The organism is Streptomyces sodiiphilus, from assembly GCF_039529215.1.
GTDB classification, from domain to species: domain Bacteria; phylum Actinomycetota; class Actinomycetes; order Streptomycetales; family Streptomycetaceae; genus Streptomyces; species Streptomyces sodiiphilus.
Genome location: NZ_BAAAMJ010000002.1, coordinates 83,483 through 101,037 on the forward strand (window position 1 = coordinate 83,483; position 17,555 = coordinate 101,037).

Below are 17,555 nucleotides of genomic sequence, written 5' to 3' on the forward strand. Positions count from 1 at the left end.
CGGCAGGTCTCACGCCGCGTCCTCGTCCAGCGCTCCTGCCGGACCGGCCGCCCGGGGCCCGAAACGGCGCCGGGCCCGGTCGGCGGCGGCCTCGGCCCGGCGCCGCCGCTCGTCCCCGGGGTCGAGGGACAGCTGGCGCGCCGCTCCCGCCGCGTCGGCCAGACGCTCCGCCCGCAGCGCCACCGAACGGACCCGGGCCCGCTGGAGGCCGAGTCCGTCGTGCAGGGCATAGGCGAGGGCGGCCAGCGCCGGGGTGTGGGCGGTGGGTTCGGCCAGGGCCCTGGAGCGGGTGGTGACCGACCGGTCGGCGTACCGCACCGTCAGGGTCAGGGCACGGGCGACCCGGCCCTCCCCCCGCATCCGGTGGCCGAGCCGGTCGGCGAGCGTCAGCAGGGCGCGGCGGCGGCGCCCGGCGTCGAGTTCGTCACGGCCGAAGCGGTACTCCGCGGCCGCCGAGCGGGGCAGGTCCCCCGGGGTGACGGAGGTGGGATCGATACCGCGGGCGAGCTCGTGGACGCGGCGCCCGGCCGCCGCCCCGAGGATGCGCTGGACGGTGGCGGGAGGCGCCGCGGCGATCCGGCCCGCGCTGTCCAGGCCGTAGGAGCACAGGGCGCGGGCGGCAGCCGGCCCGACACCGTGCAGGGCGGCGGCCGGCCTGCCGTCCAGGAACGCGGCGACGGCGGCGGGGTCGCCGGGCACCTCCCGAACCGCGCCGGGGGCACCGGCCCGGGCCGCCATCCGTGCCAGGAGCGGGTTGCCCGCCACACCGATGGTGCAGTCGGTGCCGTACCTGGCCAGCGCCCGGACCCGGATCATCCCGGCCAGTCCGGTGGCGTCGAGCCCGAAGTACCGCAGACCGCCGCGGACATCGGCGAGAGCGGCGTCGGGCGGCAGCGGCTGGACGACGGGGGTGATCTCGCGCAGCAGGCCGAGCAGGAGCGGATACCTCTCCTCCGGGCACTCCTCGAAGCACACGTAGAGCACATTCCCGGCGCCCGCTTCCCCTGCGCCGGGGCCCGTGGCGCTCATCCCGCGCTCCCGGGGCTGGCGTGCCACAGTCTGCGGCTTCCGGGCGCCTCCCCGGCAGGACGAAGATCGGCCCAGGGGTGGAGGGTGTAGCCGGTGGACAGCTCGATCCCGCGCTTCTCCGGCGGGGCGCCTCCGTCCGGCCCGGCGGCGGGAGGGGCGGCGAGCCCGGCGGCCCCCGCCGGCAGCCCGCCGCTCTCCCGCAGTGCCGCCAGTCCGGCGAGGTCCCAGGCGGCCTCGCCGACCACGCTCAGGCTGCGCGGACCGCGCCGCTGGACCACCCCCCGCACCAGCAGCAGCCAGGAATGGAAGACCGTGTGTGCGCAGGCGGCATGGCTCTCCTCGAAGAAGGCGCAGTCGGCCAGCCCGGTGTCGTCGTCCAGGGTGACGAAGACGACCCGCTTCCCGGAGCGGATGGGCGGCGTCTGGGTGGCGGCCTTGGCTCCGGCGACCAGGACCGTCTCCCCGTGCCGGGCGTCGCGCAGCCGGCGGGCGGACAGGACACCGAGCTCCTCCAGGAAGGCCCGGTACCCGGTCATCAGGTGCCCGGAGGCGTCCATCCCGAGGATCCCCAGCTCGGCGTCCAGCCGCTCCCCCGCGTCCAGGTCGGGCAGCCCGGCCCGCGGCGGGAGGCCCTCGCCGGGCACCGGCAGCCGGTCGCCGGCTCCCCTCCCCCGCTGCTGCCGGTGCAGTTCGGCGAGGTGCAGCAGGAGGTCGCGGCGGTTGGCGCCGAAGGAGTCCAGCGCCCCGACGCGGGCGAGCCGTTCGGAGACCGGGCGGGAGGGCCGGGCCCGGTCCAGCAGGTCCGCCGGGGACGCGTAGGGACGCCCGGCGGCGATCCGGTGTGCTTCCTCCGCCCTGATGCCCTGGATGTCCCCCAGCGCCAGCCGGATACCCCATTCGTCCTCTCCCTTCCCCTCTCCCCCGCACACCAGTTCGATTCGATAGCCGGTGTCCGACCGGTTCACGTCCAGCGGCAGCACCGGCACCCCCCGGCGCCGGGCGTCCGCCAGCAGCAGCCGCTTGGGATACATCCCCGGGTCGTGCTCCAGCAGGCCCGCGTAGAAGGCTGCGGGGTGATGCGCCTTCAGCCAGGCGGACTGGTAGGTGGGGACCGCGAAGGCGACGGCGTGCGCCTTGCAGAAACCGTAGGAGCCGAAGGCCTCGACGATCTCCCAGGTGCGGGCGACGACGTCGGACGAGTACCCGCGCCGGCCGGCCTCCCGGGCGAACCAGGCCCGCACCCGCCCCTGCCGCTCGCGGTCGGACAGCGCCCGCCGGGCCTCGTCCGCCATCGCCGGGTCACAGCCGGTCATGACCGACAGCACCCCGATGACCTGCTCGTGGAAGACCACCACCCCGCACGTCTCGCGCAGCACGGGCTCCAGATCCGGATGCGGGTAGCGCGGGGCCCTGCGGCCGTGCCGCGCCTCGATGAAGGGGCGGACCATGTCCGCCGCGACCGGACCCGGCCGGAACAGCGATATGTCGACAACCAGGTCGTGGAAACAGGACGGCTGGAGCCGGCCCACCAGGTCCCGCTGGCCCGGCGACTCGATCTGGAAGCAGCCGAGCGTCTCCGCGGAGCGGATCAGCCGGTAGGTCTCCGGGTCCCCCTCGGGGATCCGGTCCAGATCCGGCCCCTCCCCGGTGACCCGGGCCACCTCCGCGACCGCGTGTGCCATGGCGGACTGCATCCGCACCCCCAGCACGTCGAGCTTGAGCAGCCCGAGATCCTCCACGTCCTCCTTGTCGAACTGGGACATGGGAAAGCCCTCCCCGCTGGTCGGCACCACCGGGGTGCGGTCGCGCAGCGAGGCATCGGAGAGCAGCACTCCGCACGGGTGCATGGCGATGCCCCGGGGCAGCGCGTCGAGGGCCTCCACCAGCTCCCACATCCGCTCCCCGCCCTCACCGGCGCCGATACCGCGCAGTTCCGGAAGTTCGGCCAGTGCCGAGCGGGCGTCCCGCGCCCGGATGTGCGGGAACGCCTTGGCCAGCCGGTCCACCTCGGCCGGATCCATCCCCAGCGCCAGGCCGACGTCCCGGACCGCGTGCCGGACCCGGTAGGTCTCGGGCATCGCGACGGTCGCGACCCGCTGCCCCCCGAAGCGGGCGAAGATCGCCCGGTAGGCCTCCAGCCGGCGGGCGGACTCCACGTCGATGTCGATGTCCGGGAGCACCGCGCGGCGCGGGGAGAGGAAGCGCTCCATCAGCAGGCCGTGCTCCACGGGGTCGGCATGCGCGATGCCGAGCAGATGGTTGACCAGCGAGCCCGCCCCGGACCCCCGGGCGGTGACCCGGATGTCCAGCTCCCTTATGTCGTCCACCGCACGGGCGACGGTCAGGAAGTAGGAGGCGTAGCCGAGCCGGCCGATGATCTCCAGCTCCCGGTCCAGCCGCTCCCGGCGCACCGGATCCCGCTCCAGGCGGCGGGCCACCAGGCCGGCCGTGCACCGTGAGCGCAGCACCCGGTCCGCGGTGCGCCTGTCCGCCCCCACCAGGTGCGGCTCGGGGAAGTGCACCCGGCCGATGCCGATGTCGTCCTCCGGGTCGACCCGGCTGCCGGCGGCCGTCGCGGCGGTGTGCTCCAGCAGCCGGCGGGCGGCGGCGCGCCCGTAACCGGCCGCATCCGCGATACGGGCGGCGGCCTCGGCCATCTCCGGCGCCCCCTTCAGCCATCGCTCCCCACCGTCCCTCTGCCCGCGCGGGTCGATGGGGACCAGCCGGCGGGCGGCGTCCAGCACGTCGGCGACCGGCCCCTGCCCGGGGTCCGCGTAGCGCACCGCGTTGGTCAGGACCGGCACGATCCGCTCCTCCGCGGCGAGACCGAGCGTGCGGGCGGCCGTCCGCAGCGGCCCGCCCGCCTCGGCCTCCAGCCGCAGGGCGTCCCCGAAGACGTCCCGCCAGGGACCGAGCAGCCGCGCCGCCCGGTCGGGGCGGCCCGCCGCCAGGGCCCGTCCGGGCCCGGAGTGCGGCCCGAGCAGCACGGTCAGCCGGTCCACCGCGCTCTCCGTGATACCGGACCAGGGAAGCACCGGGCGTTCCCCGCCCCCCGCGTGGGCCGCGGTGACCAGCCGGCACAGCTGGGCCCAGCCCTCCGCTCCGCCGCGGGCGAGGAAGACCACCCGCTGCGCCGGTTCATCGGTGAAGGCTCCGCCGCGTACCGGGGTCCGGCGCCGTACGGTGCGCCCGCGGCCCGCCTCCTCCAGCGGATCGTCCACGGCCAGTTCCACACCGAACAGCGGCCGCACACCGAAACGGCCGCACGCCTTGGCGAAGCGCACGGCCCCGGCCAGGGTGTCCCGGTCGGTCAGGGCCAGGGCGTCCAGGCCGCGCTCGGCGGCCCGCTCGGCCAGCCGTTCGGGGTGCGAGGCGCCGTACCGGACGGAGAACCCGGAGGCCACGTGCAGATGCACAAACCCGGACATCCGCACCTCCTGCCACGTCCGCATCCCCCACCACACCACTGTCCGCCTCCCACCATAAACCAGCCATCGAACAACTGTGCGACCCCAGGGAACGGCAGGTCACCCGGGTGGAGGATCATCCCCGCGGCCGGATCCGATCGCTCCCCTCCAGGAGGGGCGGGCCAGGAAGAGGAGCAGCCCCGCGGCAGCAGGCCGTATCCCCGGCGCTAGCCTGGCCGGGTGGCTCCTCCCCTTGAACTGATCATCTTTGACTGCGACGGCGTGCTGGTGGACAGCGAGCCCCTGGCCCTGCGGGTCTGCGCCGGCCTCGGGAGCGAACTCGGCTGGCCGCTCACCGAGGAGGAGATCATCGACCGGTTCCTCGGCCGCTCCGAGAGCGCGGTCGGCGAGCAGATCGCCGCCCGCCTCGGCGACGCCGCGGCCGCCGTATGGGCCGAGCAGTACGTGCGGCGGCTGAACGAGGCGATCGACGCCGGACTGACCGCGGTGCCCGGGATCACCGAGGCGCTGGACGCCCTCAACGTCCCGCACTGCATCGCCTCCAGCGGCAGCCACGCCAAGATGCGGCGCACCCTGGGACGCACCGGGCTCTACGACCGCTTCGCGGGCCGCATCTTCAGCGCGGCCGAGGTGCCGCGCGGCAAGCCCGCCCCCGACCTCTTCCTGCACGCCGCCGCCCGGTCGGGCGTCGACCCCGAGCGCTGCGCGGTGGTCGAGGACAGCCAGTACGGCGTGAGGGCCGCGCGGGCGGCCGGCATGCGCTCCTACGGGTACGCCGGGGGCCTGACGCCCGCCGCCTGGCTCGAGGGACCCGGCACCGTCGTGTTCGACGACATGCGCAAACTGCCGGCCCTGTTGGAGGGCTGAAGGTCACCCGGGGAGAGGCGCTTCTTCTCGGAGTGCCCGTTCCCCCGGTGTGACCGATGTCAAAGAAGTGGCCCCCGCTGGACCGCGGGGGGCAGGGTAGGGGGCAGGGGCGGGACGCAAGAACGAGTGACACGACAACGAGGAGCCTCATGAAGATCGGGATCGTCGGAGCCACCGGCCAGGTCGGCGGTGTGATGCGGGAGATTCTGGCCGAGCGGAAGTTTCCGGTCGACCAGCTCCGCCTGTTCGCTTCCGCCCGGTCCGCGGGACGCACTCTGCCCTGGAAGGACGGCGAGATCACGGTCGAGGACGCGGCCGCGGCCGACTACTCCGGGCTGGACATCGTCCTGTTCTCGGCGGGCGGCGCGACCTCCCGGGCCCTGGCGGAGCAGGTCGCGCAGGCCGGCCCCGTGGTGATCGACAACTCCTCCGCCTGGCGGCTCGACCCGGACGTCCCGCTGGTCGTCTCGGAGGTCAACCCCCAGGCAGCCGCCCGGCGGCCGAAGGGCATCATCGCCAATCCGAACTGCACCACCATGGCCGCCATGCCGGTGCTCCGGCCGCTGCACGCCGAAGCGGGGCTCACCGCTCTGGTCGTCGCGACCTATCAGGCGGTCTCCGGCAGCGGGGTGGCCGGCGTCCGGGAGCTCGACGAGCAGACCCGCAGCGCCGTCGGCCAGGACGCCACCCGGCTGGCGAACGACGGCACGGCGGTGGACTTCCCTGCCCCCGCCACCTACGTGCGGCCGATCGCGTTCAACGTGCTGCCGATGGCCGGCTCCATCGTCGAGGACGGCCTGGAGGAGACGGACGAGGAGCAGAAGCTCCGCAACGAGAGCCGCAAGATCCTCGGCATCCCGGAGCTGAAGGTCTCGGGCACCTGTGTGCGCGTCCCCGTCTTCTCGGGCCACTCCCTGCAGATCAACGCCCGCTTCGAGCGCCCCCTCAGCCCGCAGCGGGCGCGTGAGCTGCTCGCCGGGGCGGAGGGCGTGCAGCTGTCCGACATCCCCACCCCCCTCCAGGCGGCCGGACGGGACGCCAGTTACGTGGGGCGCATCCGCCGCGACGAGACGGCGGAGAACGGCCTGGCGCTGTTCGTGTCCAACGACAATCTCCGCAAGGGCGCGGCGCTCAACGCCGTGCAGATCGCGGAGCTGGTGGCGGCCGAGCGCGGCTCGGAAGGCTGATCCGCGGCACCGTGCGGCGGGCCGGGCGCCCGGCCCGCCGCACGGTCGCCCCTCGCGGCCTCAGTCGCAGCAGCTGCACCCACAGCCGCACCCGCAGCAGGAATCGCTGCCCCCGCAGTTGCAACAGTCACAGCAATCGCAGCAGTCGGCCTTGTGGCACCAGCCCTCCCGCTCCTTGCCGGTCCAGGGGTCCGGGTAGGTCTCCCGGCAGCAGATCCGGCAGGTGCACAGCAGCCCGGCCCAGACCGCGCATCCGGCGAGCAGTCCCCGTCCGCGCGGCTCGGGAGCCGGGGGTCCGGTATGAGCGCAGGCCGCCCCGAAAGTACGGTCCACGGCCCGGCGCAGTTCGTGGACCAGCAGGACATGCACCAGCCGGCCGTCGGAGAACTCCGCCGACGCCAGCTCCCGCTCCACCCCCCGCACCGCCTCGTCGCACAGTCTGCGCGCCTCCGCCGTCCCGGTGCCGGTCGCGGTCAGGGGGTTCCACCCCCCGGCCGCCTCGTCGGCCGCCCGATCCTGCACCGCGTCCAGCAGGTGGGCCAGCCGGCCGAACAACCGGCCCGCTCCGGCCAGCGGAGCCGCGTTCGCGGGCCGTCCGGCGAGCCGGGCGGTGTGGGCGAAGGCCGCAGCGGTGGCCACCTCGGCGGGCTCGGTCACCGCGAGCACCGGACTCCCCGGGCCGGCCAGCGCCTCCAGACGCGGCTGCCGTTCCACGGCATCCACCAGCACAGCGGTGTCGAACCCGAGCCGGGCACCGCCCCGGGCACCGGCCCGGTCCCAGCGTCGCGCGACGCCGCGTGCCGCGGCGGCCAGCGCCGGCCGGGCCAGGGCTCCGTCCCGGTCGTGGACGTGATCGCGGATCTTCGCCGAGGCCAGCACCAGCGACACCACCGCCGCGAGATCGGCCCCGGTTCCGCATGCCACGGGAGCGGTCCGCATGCCGCGCAGCGGGCAGGGCCCCGCCGTGCGCCGCCCCCCGGCACCGGCGTTCTCCCCGGGCGCGCGCTGCGCGTCGTACAGCACGGAGACCAGCAGCCCGTCGTAGTTCGTCGCGAGCCGGGCCGACTGTCCGTGGGCGCGCCGCAGAGCGAGACAGAGACCGCACAGGTGCGCCGTCCACTCCACGCGCAAATTTTCGGACAACCGGTGACGGCACGGCCTGATGATCCCGAACACCCTGCGCCTCCCCCCGCGGTCCTCTCCGAAGTGACCGCACCGACGGAGCCCCCCCGCCCCCGGCGCGGGGGGCCCNTCACCGCGTCCGCCGCGTGTTCACGACGGTGGGCGCCTTTTCACCTCTTCGTTACGGTCCTCACGGAAGCCGGGCGCCGGTGGCGCTCAGCGCGCGGGTGACCGGCTCGAAGAAGGTCGTGCCGCCGGAGGAGCAGTTGCCGCTGCCGCCGGAGGTCAGGCCCAGCGCGGTCGACCCCGCGAAGAGCGCGCCACCGCTGTCGCCGGGCTCGGCGCAGACGCTGGTGCGGATCATGCCCGTCACGCTGCCCTGCGCGTAGTTCACCGTGGCGTTCAGGGCCGTCACCGAGCCGCTGTGCCGGCCGGTGGTGCTGCCGCTGCGCTGCACGCTCTGACCGACGGTGGCGTTGCCGGCACCGGTGATCTGCTGCTGGCTGCCGTTGTACAGGTTGACGGCGCTGGGGTGGCTGGCGGCGCCGGTGGCCATCACCAGCGCGTTGTCCTGACCGGGGAAGGTGCTCCTGGTCATCTGGCCGATCGACGCGCCGCCCGAGGTGGCCGACCAGTTGCTGCCCACGTTGCCGCAGTGGCCCGCGGTCAGGAAGGCCCGGGCCCCGTTGCCGGCGGTGACGTTGAAGCCGAGCGAGCAGCGTGCGCCGGAGGAGTAGATGGCGTCGCCGCCGGCGATGAACGCCTCGAACGTGCCGGGGTCGTTCTCCAGCGAGGCCATGTCACCGAACTCAGCGACCTTGGCCTCGACCGCGGCGAGGTCGTCACCGGTGACGGTGGAGTCCACGGAGACCTGGACCTTGTTCGTCACGGGGTCGATGGCCCAGGCGGTGCCGGGGATCGCGACATCCTCCAGGCCGGCCTTGACCTCGTTGAGCTCGGCCAGGCTGTGGTCGACCTGCCGGATCTCGACACCGCTCGCCTCGACGCCGGCAGCCATGATCTCGTCGGCGACATTCACCACGAGCCGCTGGGTCTCGGCGTCGTAGTACATGCTCTCCTGATCGACCTTCATGTCCTCGGCCAGGGTGGTGGCCAGTTCGCCGGCCGCCTCCGAGGACAGGGTCGCAGGAGCATTCGTGGGGGTGGGGTTGGCACTTGCCTGCGCCGCGGCGAAGGTTCCGGCCATGAGGGCCGCGACGCCGGTGGCGGCGATGAGCACGCGCCGGTTGATGGTACGTCGGTGAGTCACGCTCGTTTCCTCCTGTGGGGGTTGGAGCCGTCATCAGTCATCGGGCTCCGGAGAGAGCACGGATCGACCGTCTCCGGTCACGTCCATGCCAAGCGGTGGTGTGAGTATTCCGATCTCATCAGGTCAGACACAAGGACGAGATCACGCCTCGCGCACATGGCCGTACGACCCCCGCACAATCGCGCGAACAGGCCGTGCGGTCCCACCGCCCGGGGGATCGCGGCCACCACCGGCACTCCGCGCACGCGGCACGCCCCACAGGGTGAGGACTAGACCTGTCCGAAAATCCCCCGTCCGGGTCCGCTGAGCGCCCTCCGGCGTTCGGATGTCATGACACGGCGGAAGCCGAGGAGCCCTTCCACCTCTCCGCTCACCCGGTCGGCGGCAGGCGCAGAACTTACGCTCTGTCAGCGGATCAATACGACAATCCTGCTGATGGGGCGCCATGGCACGTGCACCAGAACCGTCACGAATCCCGGCTCATATGGCCGATCGCTTGGCGGAATGTCCGCATCATCAACGACGATAGGGAAGTGGACGGCCCGCGGCGGATCGCTGACGGAATCAGTGGGCCGCGGAGGAGAGAGGAGGCGTCCATGGGATCGGTGCGCAAGGCGAGTGCCTGGCTGGGCCTCGTCGACGACCGGGAGATGCGCTACTACGACGACGAGTACGCCGAGGGGCCGGAGCCCGGGGAGAGCGCCGAGGCCTGGACGACCGACCCCCGGGTCAGGGGAACGGCCGAGGCGGCGCAGGGCCAGGGCGGCCGGATCGCCACGGTGACCCCGGACGGCTTCGGGGACGCCCGGCACATCGGCGAGCTGTTCCGGGACGGAGTCCCCGTCGTGGTGAACCTCACCGCGCTGGAGGCCGCCGACGCCAAGCGCGTGGTGGACTTCGCCGCCGGGCTGACCTTCGGCCTGCGGGGGACCATCGAGCGGGTGGCCAACCGGGTCTTCCTGCTGACCCCCGCGGACTACCAGGTCCTCAGCGGCAACGCCGCCCGCGGCCCCCGGGGGGACTTCTTCAACCAGAGCTGACGCGCCGTCCGGTCCCCGCCCCACGAGCGGGGGAGGACCGGACGGCGGCCGCTCAGCGGAACGCCTCCAGGCCGGTCAGCGCCTTGCCGAGCACCAGCTGATGCATCTCGCTGGTGCCCTCGTAGGTGAGCACCGACTCCAGGTTGGTGGCGTGCCGCATCACCGGGTACTCCAGGGAGATGCCGTTGGCCCCCAGGACGGTGCGCGCCGTCCGGCAGATCTCCAGAGCCTCGCGGACATTGTTGAGCTTGCCGAAGCTGACCTGCTCGGGGCGCAGCCGCCCGGCGTCCATCCTCCGCCCGAGGTGGTGGGCCAGCAGCACTCCCTTGTGCAGTTCCACCGCCATGTCGGCGAGCTTCGCCTGGGTGAGCTGGAACCCCCCGATCGGCCTGCCGAACTGCTCCCGGGTCCGGGAGTACTCCACCGCCGTCTCCAGGCAGCTCCGGGCCGCGCCCATCGCCCCCCACACGATGCCGTACCGGGCGTGCGTCAGGCAGCTCAGCGGCCCGCGCAGGCCGCGGGCACCGGGCAGCACCGCCTCTGCCGGGAGCCGGACCCCGTCCATGACGAGCTCGCTGGTCACCGAGGCCCGCAGCGACCACTTGTGGTGGATCTCGGGAGCGGAGAATCCCGGACTGCCGGTGGGAACCACGAAGCCCCGGATCCCCTCCTCCGTCCTGGCCCACACGACCGCCACCCCGGCGACCGAGCCGTTGGTGATCCACATCTTGCGTCCGGTGAGCACCCAGTCGCTGCCGTCCCGCTCCGCGCGCGTCCGCATGCCGGCCGGGTCGGAGCCGTGGTCGGGTTCGGTCAGTCCGAAACAGCCGATGATCTCGCCGGCGGCCATCCGCGGCAGCCACTGCTGCTTCTGCTCCTCGGAGCCGTAGCGGTGGATCGCGTACATCGCGAGCGAGCCCTGCACCGACACCAGGGACCGGATGCCCGAATCCGCGGCCTCCAGTTCCATGCACGCCAGGCCGTACTGGACCGCGGAGGCACCGGCGCAGCCGTAGCCCTCCAGGGACATGCCCAGGGCTCCCAGCGCCCCCAGCTCCCGGGCCAGCTCGCGGACCTGGGGCAGTTCGCCGCGCTCGTACCACCCGGCGATGTGCGGCAGCACCCGGTCGGCCGCCCACGCCCGCACCGTCCGCCGGACCTCCCGGTCCTCGTCACCGAGCAGGTCGTCCAGGCCCAGCAGATCGGCGGGGTCGAGCGGGGGCGTGGCGGTCATGGAGATCCTCCGGGCGAGCGGGATACGAGTGCGGCCCGACGTTACGGCCGGGTAACCCCGGTGGGCAAGAGCGGCCGGGGCGCGTCCTCCCGCTTCTCCGGCTGCGGCGCGGGCCGGTGCGCCTTCACGATGCCACGGGGCAGCCGCAGCGCCGCCAGGGCGCCCAGCAGCAGAAGCACGGCGCTGACGGCCAGCGTCAGGCGCATGCCGTGGACGAAGGCGGTGCGGGCGGCCTCGCGCAGCACCTCCCCGGCCTCGCCGAGCCGTCCGGCGACGACATACGCCTCTCCCAGGGAGTGACCGGCCGCCGAGGCGTCTCCCGGTGACAGTCCCTCCACCCCCCGGACCGCCGGCGCGTACACGGCGTTCATGATGCTGCCGAGCAGCGCGATGCCGATACCGGCCCCGAACTGGTAGGCGGTCTCCCCGATCGCCGCGGCACCGCCGGCCTGCCGGGCGGGCACATCGCTCAGCATCGACTCGTAGGAACCGAAGAGGGTCGTCTCCAGACCGAAGCCCAGCATCACGAACCCGCCGATCAGCACGGCGGGCCGGTCGGTGTCCCCCATCGTGGTCAGCGTCAGCACCGCCACCGCGGTCAGCACGAAGCCCGAGGCGACCATCGTCCGCGGACCCAGCCGTTGGAGCATCCGTGACCCCAGAAGCCCGGCGGCGATCGCGGCCAGGCTCAGCGGCAGCAGTCGCAGGCCCGTCTGGAGCGGACTGAGCCCGAGGACGAGCTGCAGGTACTGGGCGGCGATCAGGGCCAGGCCGACCAGCGCCAGCACGGTCAGGACGATGCAGCCCACCGAGGTGCCGAACGCGGGCCGGGAGAACGCCGTGAGGTCGATCAGCGGGTACCTGCGCCTGCGCTGCCGCCGGACGAAGAGCGCCATCAGCAGAGCCCCCAGCCCGGCCGCCAGCACCGTGCCCGGCCCGAAGATGTCCCCGCTGCCGATCCTCTTGACCGCCAGGATGACGCTGAACAGGCCGGTCGCGGCCATCAGCGCTCCCAGGACATCCCAGGGGCCGGCCCGGTCCCCCGTGGACTCCGGGAGCAGCCAGTAGCCGACCGGCAGGCAGACCACCATGATGGGGATGTTGATCAGAAAGACCGAGCCCCACCAGAAGTACTCCAGCAGGGCTCCCCCGACCAGCGGGCCGATCGCCGCTCCGACGGCGGCCACAGCGCTCCAGATGCCGATGGCCAGCGCCCGTTCGCGGCGTTCGGGGAAGACCTGCCGCAGGATCGACAGCGTGGCGGGCATGATCATGGCACCGCCGACGCCGAGCAGTGCCCGGGCCGCGATGAGGAGATAGGGAGTGGCGGCCAGTGCCGCCAGCGCGGAGGCCAGCCCGAAACAGGCATAGCCCAGCATCAGGACCCGGCGCCTGCCGATCCGGTCCCCGAGCGTGCCGAAAAGAATCAGCAAGGAGGCGCAGATCAGCGGGTAGGTGTCCACGATCCACAGCAGCTCGATCGGCCCGGGCCGCAGATCCGCGGTCACCGCCGGCAGAGCCACGTGCAGCACCGTGGCGTCGATCGCCACCAGCAGGAGGCTGACACACAGGACGACGAGCACGGTCCAGCGGTTCTTCCCGCCGGAGGTGAACGGGCCCGCGGCACGCCGGGGGGCGCCCGTGCCGGCTGTACCGGGCGGGGTCGTCCCGGACATCTCCACACCTCCCTGTCACGCACGCTCACACCTCGTCCGCCACCGTCGGGGACCCCGTGGGCGCGATACGCCCCGGGCGCGGTGCAGAGGTGGACGATCAGAAGAGTACGTCAGCCCTTGGGCCGTCCGTGCATCTCGTCCGTCCCGTCGCACGACCCGGCACGCGGCGGCGCCGCCGGCCGCCCTCGCCGTCCGAAGCGCCGCGGATCCCGCTCGTTCACCTGAGTGGAGCAGAGATAACGAAAACAACCCGAACGGCAGCACAGAAAGTCCATGAACAGTTAATCAGCAGCCCGGAAGGGCCGGGAAATGCGTGCGGGAGTGCGCCGAATAGCGGCGCTCATACATCACATCGGCATCACAAAAGCAGCCTCGAGTCGAAGCACTGCTATCACCCCCTGTAATCTCGAGAGAGTGCGTACCGACCGAATCCTTGCCCGCCTGGAGCAGGAGCCGCAGCGCCCCGACGCCGCGCCTCCCGGTATGAGCCGCACCCGCAGAACGCTGCTGGGGGCCACGCTCGGCTTCTACGCGGCCATCGTGGCCGCCGTCCTGAGCACCTCCTGGCTGGTCCGGCTGGACTGGCAGGTGATGCTGTTCCGGCCGTACAAGCAATGGCCCGGCCTGCACGCCTTCCTGGACTACTTCGTCGTGCTGGGCCAGCGCGGCCCCACCGCGGTACTGATCGCCGCCTGGCTGGGCTGGCGCTCCTGGCGGCAGCGCACCCTGCGGCCGCTGCTTGTCATGGCGACCGCGCTGCTGCTGCTGAACGTCACCGTCGGTGCGGCCAAGCTGGGCATGGGCCGCGAAGGACCGCACTACGCCACGGCGGTCGGCTCCAACGAGATGTTCGGGACCGGGGATATATTTCCCTCCGGCCACACCGCCAACGCCGTGGTCGCCTGGGGCATCCTGGCCTATCTCGCCACCACCCCCCGGGCCCGCCGCATACTGTCGGTCATCGCGGCGGTCTTCGCACTGGGTGTCGGCGCCACCACCGTCTACATCGGTACGCACTGGGTGAGCGATGTCCTTCTCGGGTGGGCCGCGGGTCTCCTGATTCTGCTGGCCCTGCCCTGGTGCGAGCCGCTGATCGCCCGGGCCGAGACCTGGCTGACGGGCCTGTGGGGCCGACTGCGCGCCGCCCGGACGCCGCCCGTGGAACCGGTGCTGCCGCCGGTCGCCCCGCGCCCCACCGGGCTCGCCGCCCGGGTGGAGGAGCCGGTCCAGCCGCTCGGCGAGCCCGTGGCGGGCGCCCGGGCCGGCGGCGCTCCCCGGCTGACGGAGGTCCGGCTGCGCCAGCCGGCCAGACCGCACGGACGAGCCGAGCACCCGCAGCCGGTGCGCCCGGTCGGCAGCCGCGGCGGCGGCTGACCCCCTCTCAGCCCTGCCAGCAGCGGACGACCTCGTCGTCCCGGACGGCGAGGTTGAGCCGTCCCTCCTGGTACTCCATGGTGATGATCGCGTCCGGGGCGAGGCGGCGGACGGTGCGCCACCCCCGGTCGCGCGCCAACTGCTCGGCCGAGTCGGCCGGCAGGCCCAGATAGCTCTCGGTGGTGTCCTGGGAAGCGTCCCCGGGGGTGCCCGGTCCGCCCGGTCCTTCGGAAGATCCAGATGCCATGGCGCCACCGTACGGCCTGGCCCCGCCCACCCGGAAGTACCGCCGGGATCCATGTGCTGTCACACTTCTGTCACAGCTCCGGGCGGCCCGCGGCCCCACCCGCTCCGCCGGTCCTCCTCCCGCCGGGCGCATTCTCCGATTCCCCGGAACCGGCGGCTGAATCCTCTCCGGGCCAATTCGGTAAGGACCTCCTCCGAAGCGGCGGAATGAATGGGAAAAGGCCGCGGGTGAACAGGTGACACCGGATTTCACCCGGGGTGCCCCCGGGCCCCGGCACGGGCCGGGGCACCCCGCTGCCGATTCCTCACGCAACGGGGCGTGACCTGGGGACGTTCCCGCCGTTGAGCACGGGGCACCCCGCCGATGGGGGCGGGACCTGACCCAAGGAGCAACTGTGTCCCCCTTGCTCGATGTGAGCGACGACGTACGCGCCGAGATCGGTGAAGAGGAGGCCGACCGGCTGCTGGCCGGAGAGAACGCGCCGGGCACCTACGACTGCACCTCCTGCCGCACCCCGGGCGACACCCAGCAGGAGCGGACCAGCACCGTCCTCTTCGTCGGTGAGGAGACCGCTGTCCTCGCCTTCGCCCACGCCACCTGCATCCCCTCCCAGGTCGTCCCGGTGTCCGAGGAGCAGTTGCAGGGGGCCGTCCGGTCGATCACCGGCCGGCCGGAGGAACCCGCGTCCCAGCCGACCACGGGCGCGGGCGCCGTGCCGGAGACAGAAACCGGCCACGCGGTGCTCGGTGTGACCTGCGGGCAGATTCTCGTCGGCGACCATCTCTATCCCGCACTCGTGGTGGAGCCCAGCGCGCCCATCGCCCGCCCCGGCTCCAGCGGCCCCGGGGACGACTTCCTCCCGCTGCTGACCGAGCACGGCTTCGCACCGGTCGGCGATCTCACCGAGCTCCCCCCCGCGGTGCCGGGCTGGTCGGTCCTGATGGCCGTGGGGCGGCTGCACGCCATCCTGCAGCCCTCGCCCGACGACGGCCGGCCGGCGGCCTGGTGGCGCGCGCACGAGGCGCTGCCGGTCACGGAGGGCTGGCGGGCCAGTGCCACTCAGCACAACACGGTGCTGGTGTACGCCGCCCCGGTGGGCTCGATCGGCAAGCAGCCGCGGGAGGACCTGCTGCGCGAGGCCCTGGAGAAGGCCGTGGCCGGTGGTGTGCTGGTGGCCGCGGCGATGCCGCTGGCCGGTACCTGACCGCACCGGCCGCCCGGGCAATGGGACGATCAGGTGCACCGCCGCGCGGGACCGCATCCGTCGGCGTGCCTGCTCGTTGGTTGGTCGTGCAGCCTTACGAACCATCCCGACAGCAGCGTCCCCCCCGGCACGGCCGGATGGCCGGAATCCCGGGCATGCGTCCGTCCTACGACCCCTCGCCCGGACGGTCGGCCACACCGATCTACGACGCGCTCTACGCCGAGTACCGCCGGCTGTTCCGGGCGCTGCCCGGCGACCGCACCGGTGAGGAGGAGTTCCGGTTCGAGGGGTTCGGTACTGTCCGCGGCCGGGGCACCGGGTCCTGGGGCAGTCACCGGAGGCAGCCCGGCGGGCACCTGCCCGCCGCGCTGCCTCCCGGCCGCCGGGACGCCGGGGGGNCGGCCGCCGCCTCACTTCTTCCGGCCGCGCTTCTCCCTGACCCGCACCGACATGTGGATCGGGGAACCGGCGAAGCCGAACTCCTCACGCAGGCGGCGCTCCACGAAGCGCCGGTAGCCCGCCTCGAGGAAACCCGAGGCGAACAGGACGAAGCGCGGCGGCCGGGTCCCTGCCTGGGTCCCGAAGAGAATCCGCGGCTGCTTGCCACCGCGGACGGGGTGCGGGTGAGAGGCGACCAGTTCCCCCAGGAAGGCGTTGAGCCTGCCGGTGGGCACCCGGGTCTCCCAGCCGGCCAGAGCCGTCTCCACCGCCGGCACCAGCTTCTCCATGTGCCGTCCGGTGCGGGCGGAGATGTTCACCCTCGGCGCCCACTGGACCTGCACCAGGTCCCGCTCGATCTCGCGCTCCAGATAGAAGCGGCGCTCCTCGTCGAGGGCGTCCCACTTGTTGTAGGCGATCACCAGCGCGCGTCCGGCGTCCACCGCCATCGAGATGATGCGGGTGTCCTGCACGCTGATGGGCTCGTTCACATCGATGAGCACCACCGCGACCTCGGCCTTCTCCAGGGCCGCCGCGGTGCGCAGCGAGGCGTAGTAGTCGGCTCCCTCCTGGAGGTGGACGCGGCGCCGGATGCCGGCGGTGTCGACGAACATCCACGTCTTCCCGCCGAGCTCGATGAGCTCGTCGACCGGGTCCCGGGTGGTGCCGGCGACCTCGTTGACGACCACCCGCTCCTCCCCCGCCAGCTTGTTCAGCAAGGACGACTTGCCGACATTCGGGCGGCCGATCAGCGCGATGCGGCGAGGGCCTCCGGGCGCGGCCCCGAACGTCTCGGCGGGTGCCTCGGGCATCGCCTCCAGAACGGCGTCCAGCATGTCGCCGGTCCCCCGGCCGTGCAGCGCGGAGACCGGGTGCGGCTCCCCGATCCCCAGCCCCCACAGGTAGGCGGCATCGGCCTCGGCGGAGGGCCCGTCCACCTTGTTGGCGCACAGCACCACGGGCTTGCCCGCTCGCCGCAGCAGCTTGACGACCGCCTCGTCGGTGTCCGTGGCCCCCACGGTGGCGTCCACCACGAAGACCACGGCGTCGGCCGCCTCGATGGCGAACTCGGCCTGTGCGGCCACCGACGCGTCGATACCGAGCACGTCCTGCTCCCAGCCCCCGGTGTCCACCACCTTGAACCGGCGGCCGGCCCACTCCGCCTCGTACGTCACGCGGTCCCGGGTGACCCCCGGGCGGTCCTCCACGACCGCCTCGCGGCGGCCCAGGATCCGGTTCACGAGTGTCGACTTGCCGACGTTCGGGCGGCCCACCACGGCGAGGACCGGCAGGGGCCCCGCGGCCGCCAGCTCGCCCTCGATCTCCTCGGCGTCGAAGCCCTCCTCCGCGGCGAGCTCCATGAACTCCGCGTACTCGGCCTCGCCCAGCGGGCCGGACCCGCCGGTGCCGCCGGTGTGGTTCTGGTCGTTCATGCAGTC

General features: G+C 73.3%; 13 protein-coding genes. 5 read left to right on the top strand and 8 right to left on the bottom strand.

All coding sequences use genetic code 11. The annotated features are described in order from the left end of the window. Positions 1-9: 9 nt before the first annotated feature. Both ABD299_RS01125 and ABD299_RS01130 read right to left on the bottom strand, forming a co-directional pair. Positions 10-1,029, bottom strand: coding sequence for a DNA polymerase Y family protein (locus tag ABD299_RS01125; RefSeq protein ID WP_344258017.1), 1,020 nt, complete (start codon positions 1,027-1,029; stop codon positions 10-12). After that, positions 1,026-4,457: a DNA polymerase III subunit alpha gene (locus ABD299_RS01130; protein ID WP_344258018.1), complete on the bottom strand. Its 3,432-nt coding sequence runs from the start codon at positions 4,455-4,457 to the stop codon at positions 1,026-1,028. The genes ABD299_RS01125 and ABD299_RS01130 overlap by 4 nt, the downstream gene beginning before the upstream one ends. Before the next feature lie 219 nt (positions 4,458-4,676). On the opposite strand from ABD299_RS01130, the gene ABD299_RS01135 reads away from it, so the two are divergent. Beyond that, positions 4,677-5,324 (top strand): HAD family hydrolase, encoded by a 648-nt coding sequence (locus ABD299_RS01135; RefSeq protein ID WP_344258019.1) that lies wholly within the window; start codon positions 4,677-4,679, stop codon positions 5,322-5,324. 149 nt (positions 5,325-5,473) lie between these two features. Then, on the top strand, positions 5,474-6,511 hold the full coding sequence (locus ABD299_RS01140) for an aspartate-semialdehyde dehydrogenase (RefSeq protein WP_344258020.1): 1,038 nt from the start codon (positions 5,474-5,476) through the stop codon (positions 6,509-6,511). A gap of 60 nt (positions 6,512-6,571) precedes the next feature. Here the strand turns inward: ABD299_RS01140 and ABD299_RS01145 are convergent, their stop codons facing one another. Together ABD299_RS01145 and ABD299_RS01150 are read right to left on the bottom strand one after the other, a co-directional pair. Continuing rightward, complete coding sequence (locus ABD299_RS01145; protein ID WP_344258022.1) at positions 6,572-7,687, bottom strand: DUF5685 family protein; 1,116 nt, start codon at positions 7,685-7,687, stop codon at positions 6,572-6,574. A 136-nt stretch (positions 7,688-7,823) separates the two neighbouring features. After that, on the bottom strand, positions 7,824-8,903 hold the full coding sequence (locus ABD299_RS01150; protein WP_344258024.1) for a S1 family peptidase: 1,080 nt from the start codon (positions 8,901-8,903) through the stop codon (positions 7,824-7,826). 596 nt (positions 8,904-9,499) lie between these two features. Between ABD299_RS01150 and ABD299_RS01155 the strand changes: the two genes are divergently transcribed. After that, the gene (locus tag ABD299_RS01155) at positions 9,500-9,943 is read left to right on the top strand and encodes a cell division protein SepF (RefSeq protein ID WP_344258026.1); all 444 of its coding nucleotides are present in this window, start codon (positions 9,500-9,502) and stop codon (positions 9,941-9,943) included. Between the two features lie 52 nt (positions 9,944-9,995). Here the strand turns inward: ABD299_RS01155 and ABD299_RS01160 are convergent, their stop codons facing one another. Both ABD299_RS01160 and ABD299_RS01165 read right to left on the bottom strand, forming a co-directional pair. Next, positions 9,996-11,177 carry an acyl-CoA dehydrogenase family protein gene (locus ABD299_RS01160; protein WP_344258028.1) on the bottom strand — a complete coding sequence of 394 codons (1,182 nt, stop codon included), beginning with the start codon at positions 11,175-11,177 and terminating at the stop codon, positions 9,996-9,998. Between the two features lie 41 nt (positions 11,178-11,218). Then, positions 11,219-12,853: an MFS transporter gene (locus ABD299_RS01165; protein ID WP_344258030.1), complete on the bottom strand. Its 1,635-nt coding sequence runs from the start codon at positions 12,851-12,853 to the stop codon at positions 11,219-11,221. A gap of 414 nt (positions 12,854-13,267) precedes the next feature. Between ABD299_RS01165 and ABD299_RS01170 the strand changes: the two genes are divergently transcribed. Beyond that, positions 13,268-14,227, top strand: coding sequence for a phosphatase PAP2 family protein (locus tag ABD299_RS01170; RefSeq protein WP_344258031.1), 960 nt, complete (start codon positions 13,268-13,270; stop codon positions 14,225-14,227). A gap of 7 nt (positions 14,228-14,234) precedes the next feature. Here ABD299_RS01170 and ABD299_RS01175 read toward each other — a convergent pair whose 3' ends face one another. After that, complete coding sequence (locus ABD299_RS01175; RefSeq protein WP_344258033.1) at positions 14,235-14,474, bottom strand: hypothetical protein; 240 nt, start codon at positions 14,472-14,474, stop codon at positions 14,235-14,237. A 394-nt stretch (positions 14,475-14,868) separates the two neighbouring features. Between ABD299_RS01175 and ABD299_RS01180 the strand changes: the two genes are divergently transcribed. Next, positions 14,869-15,678, top strand: a complete 810-nt coding sequence (locus tag ABD299_RS01180; protein ID WP_344258034.1) for a hypothetical protein — start codon at positions 14,869-14,871, stop codon at positions 15,676-15,678. 410 nt (positions 15,679-16,088) lie between these two features. Here the strand turns inward: ABD299_RS01180 and der are convergent, their stop codons facing one another. After that, positions 16,089-17,549 carry a ribosome biogenesis GTPase Der gene (der, locus tag ABD299_RS01185; RefSeq protein ID WP_344258035.1) on the bottom strand — a complete coding sequence of 487 codons (1,461 nt, stop codon included), beginning with the start codon at positions 17,547-17,549 and terminating at the stop codon, positions 16,089-16,091. Between the last annotated feature and the right edge of the window lie 6 nt (positions 17,550-17,555).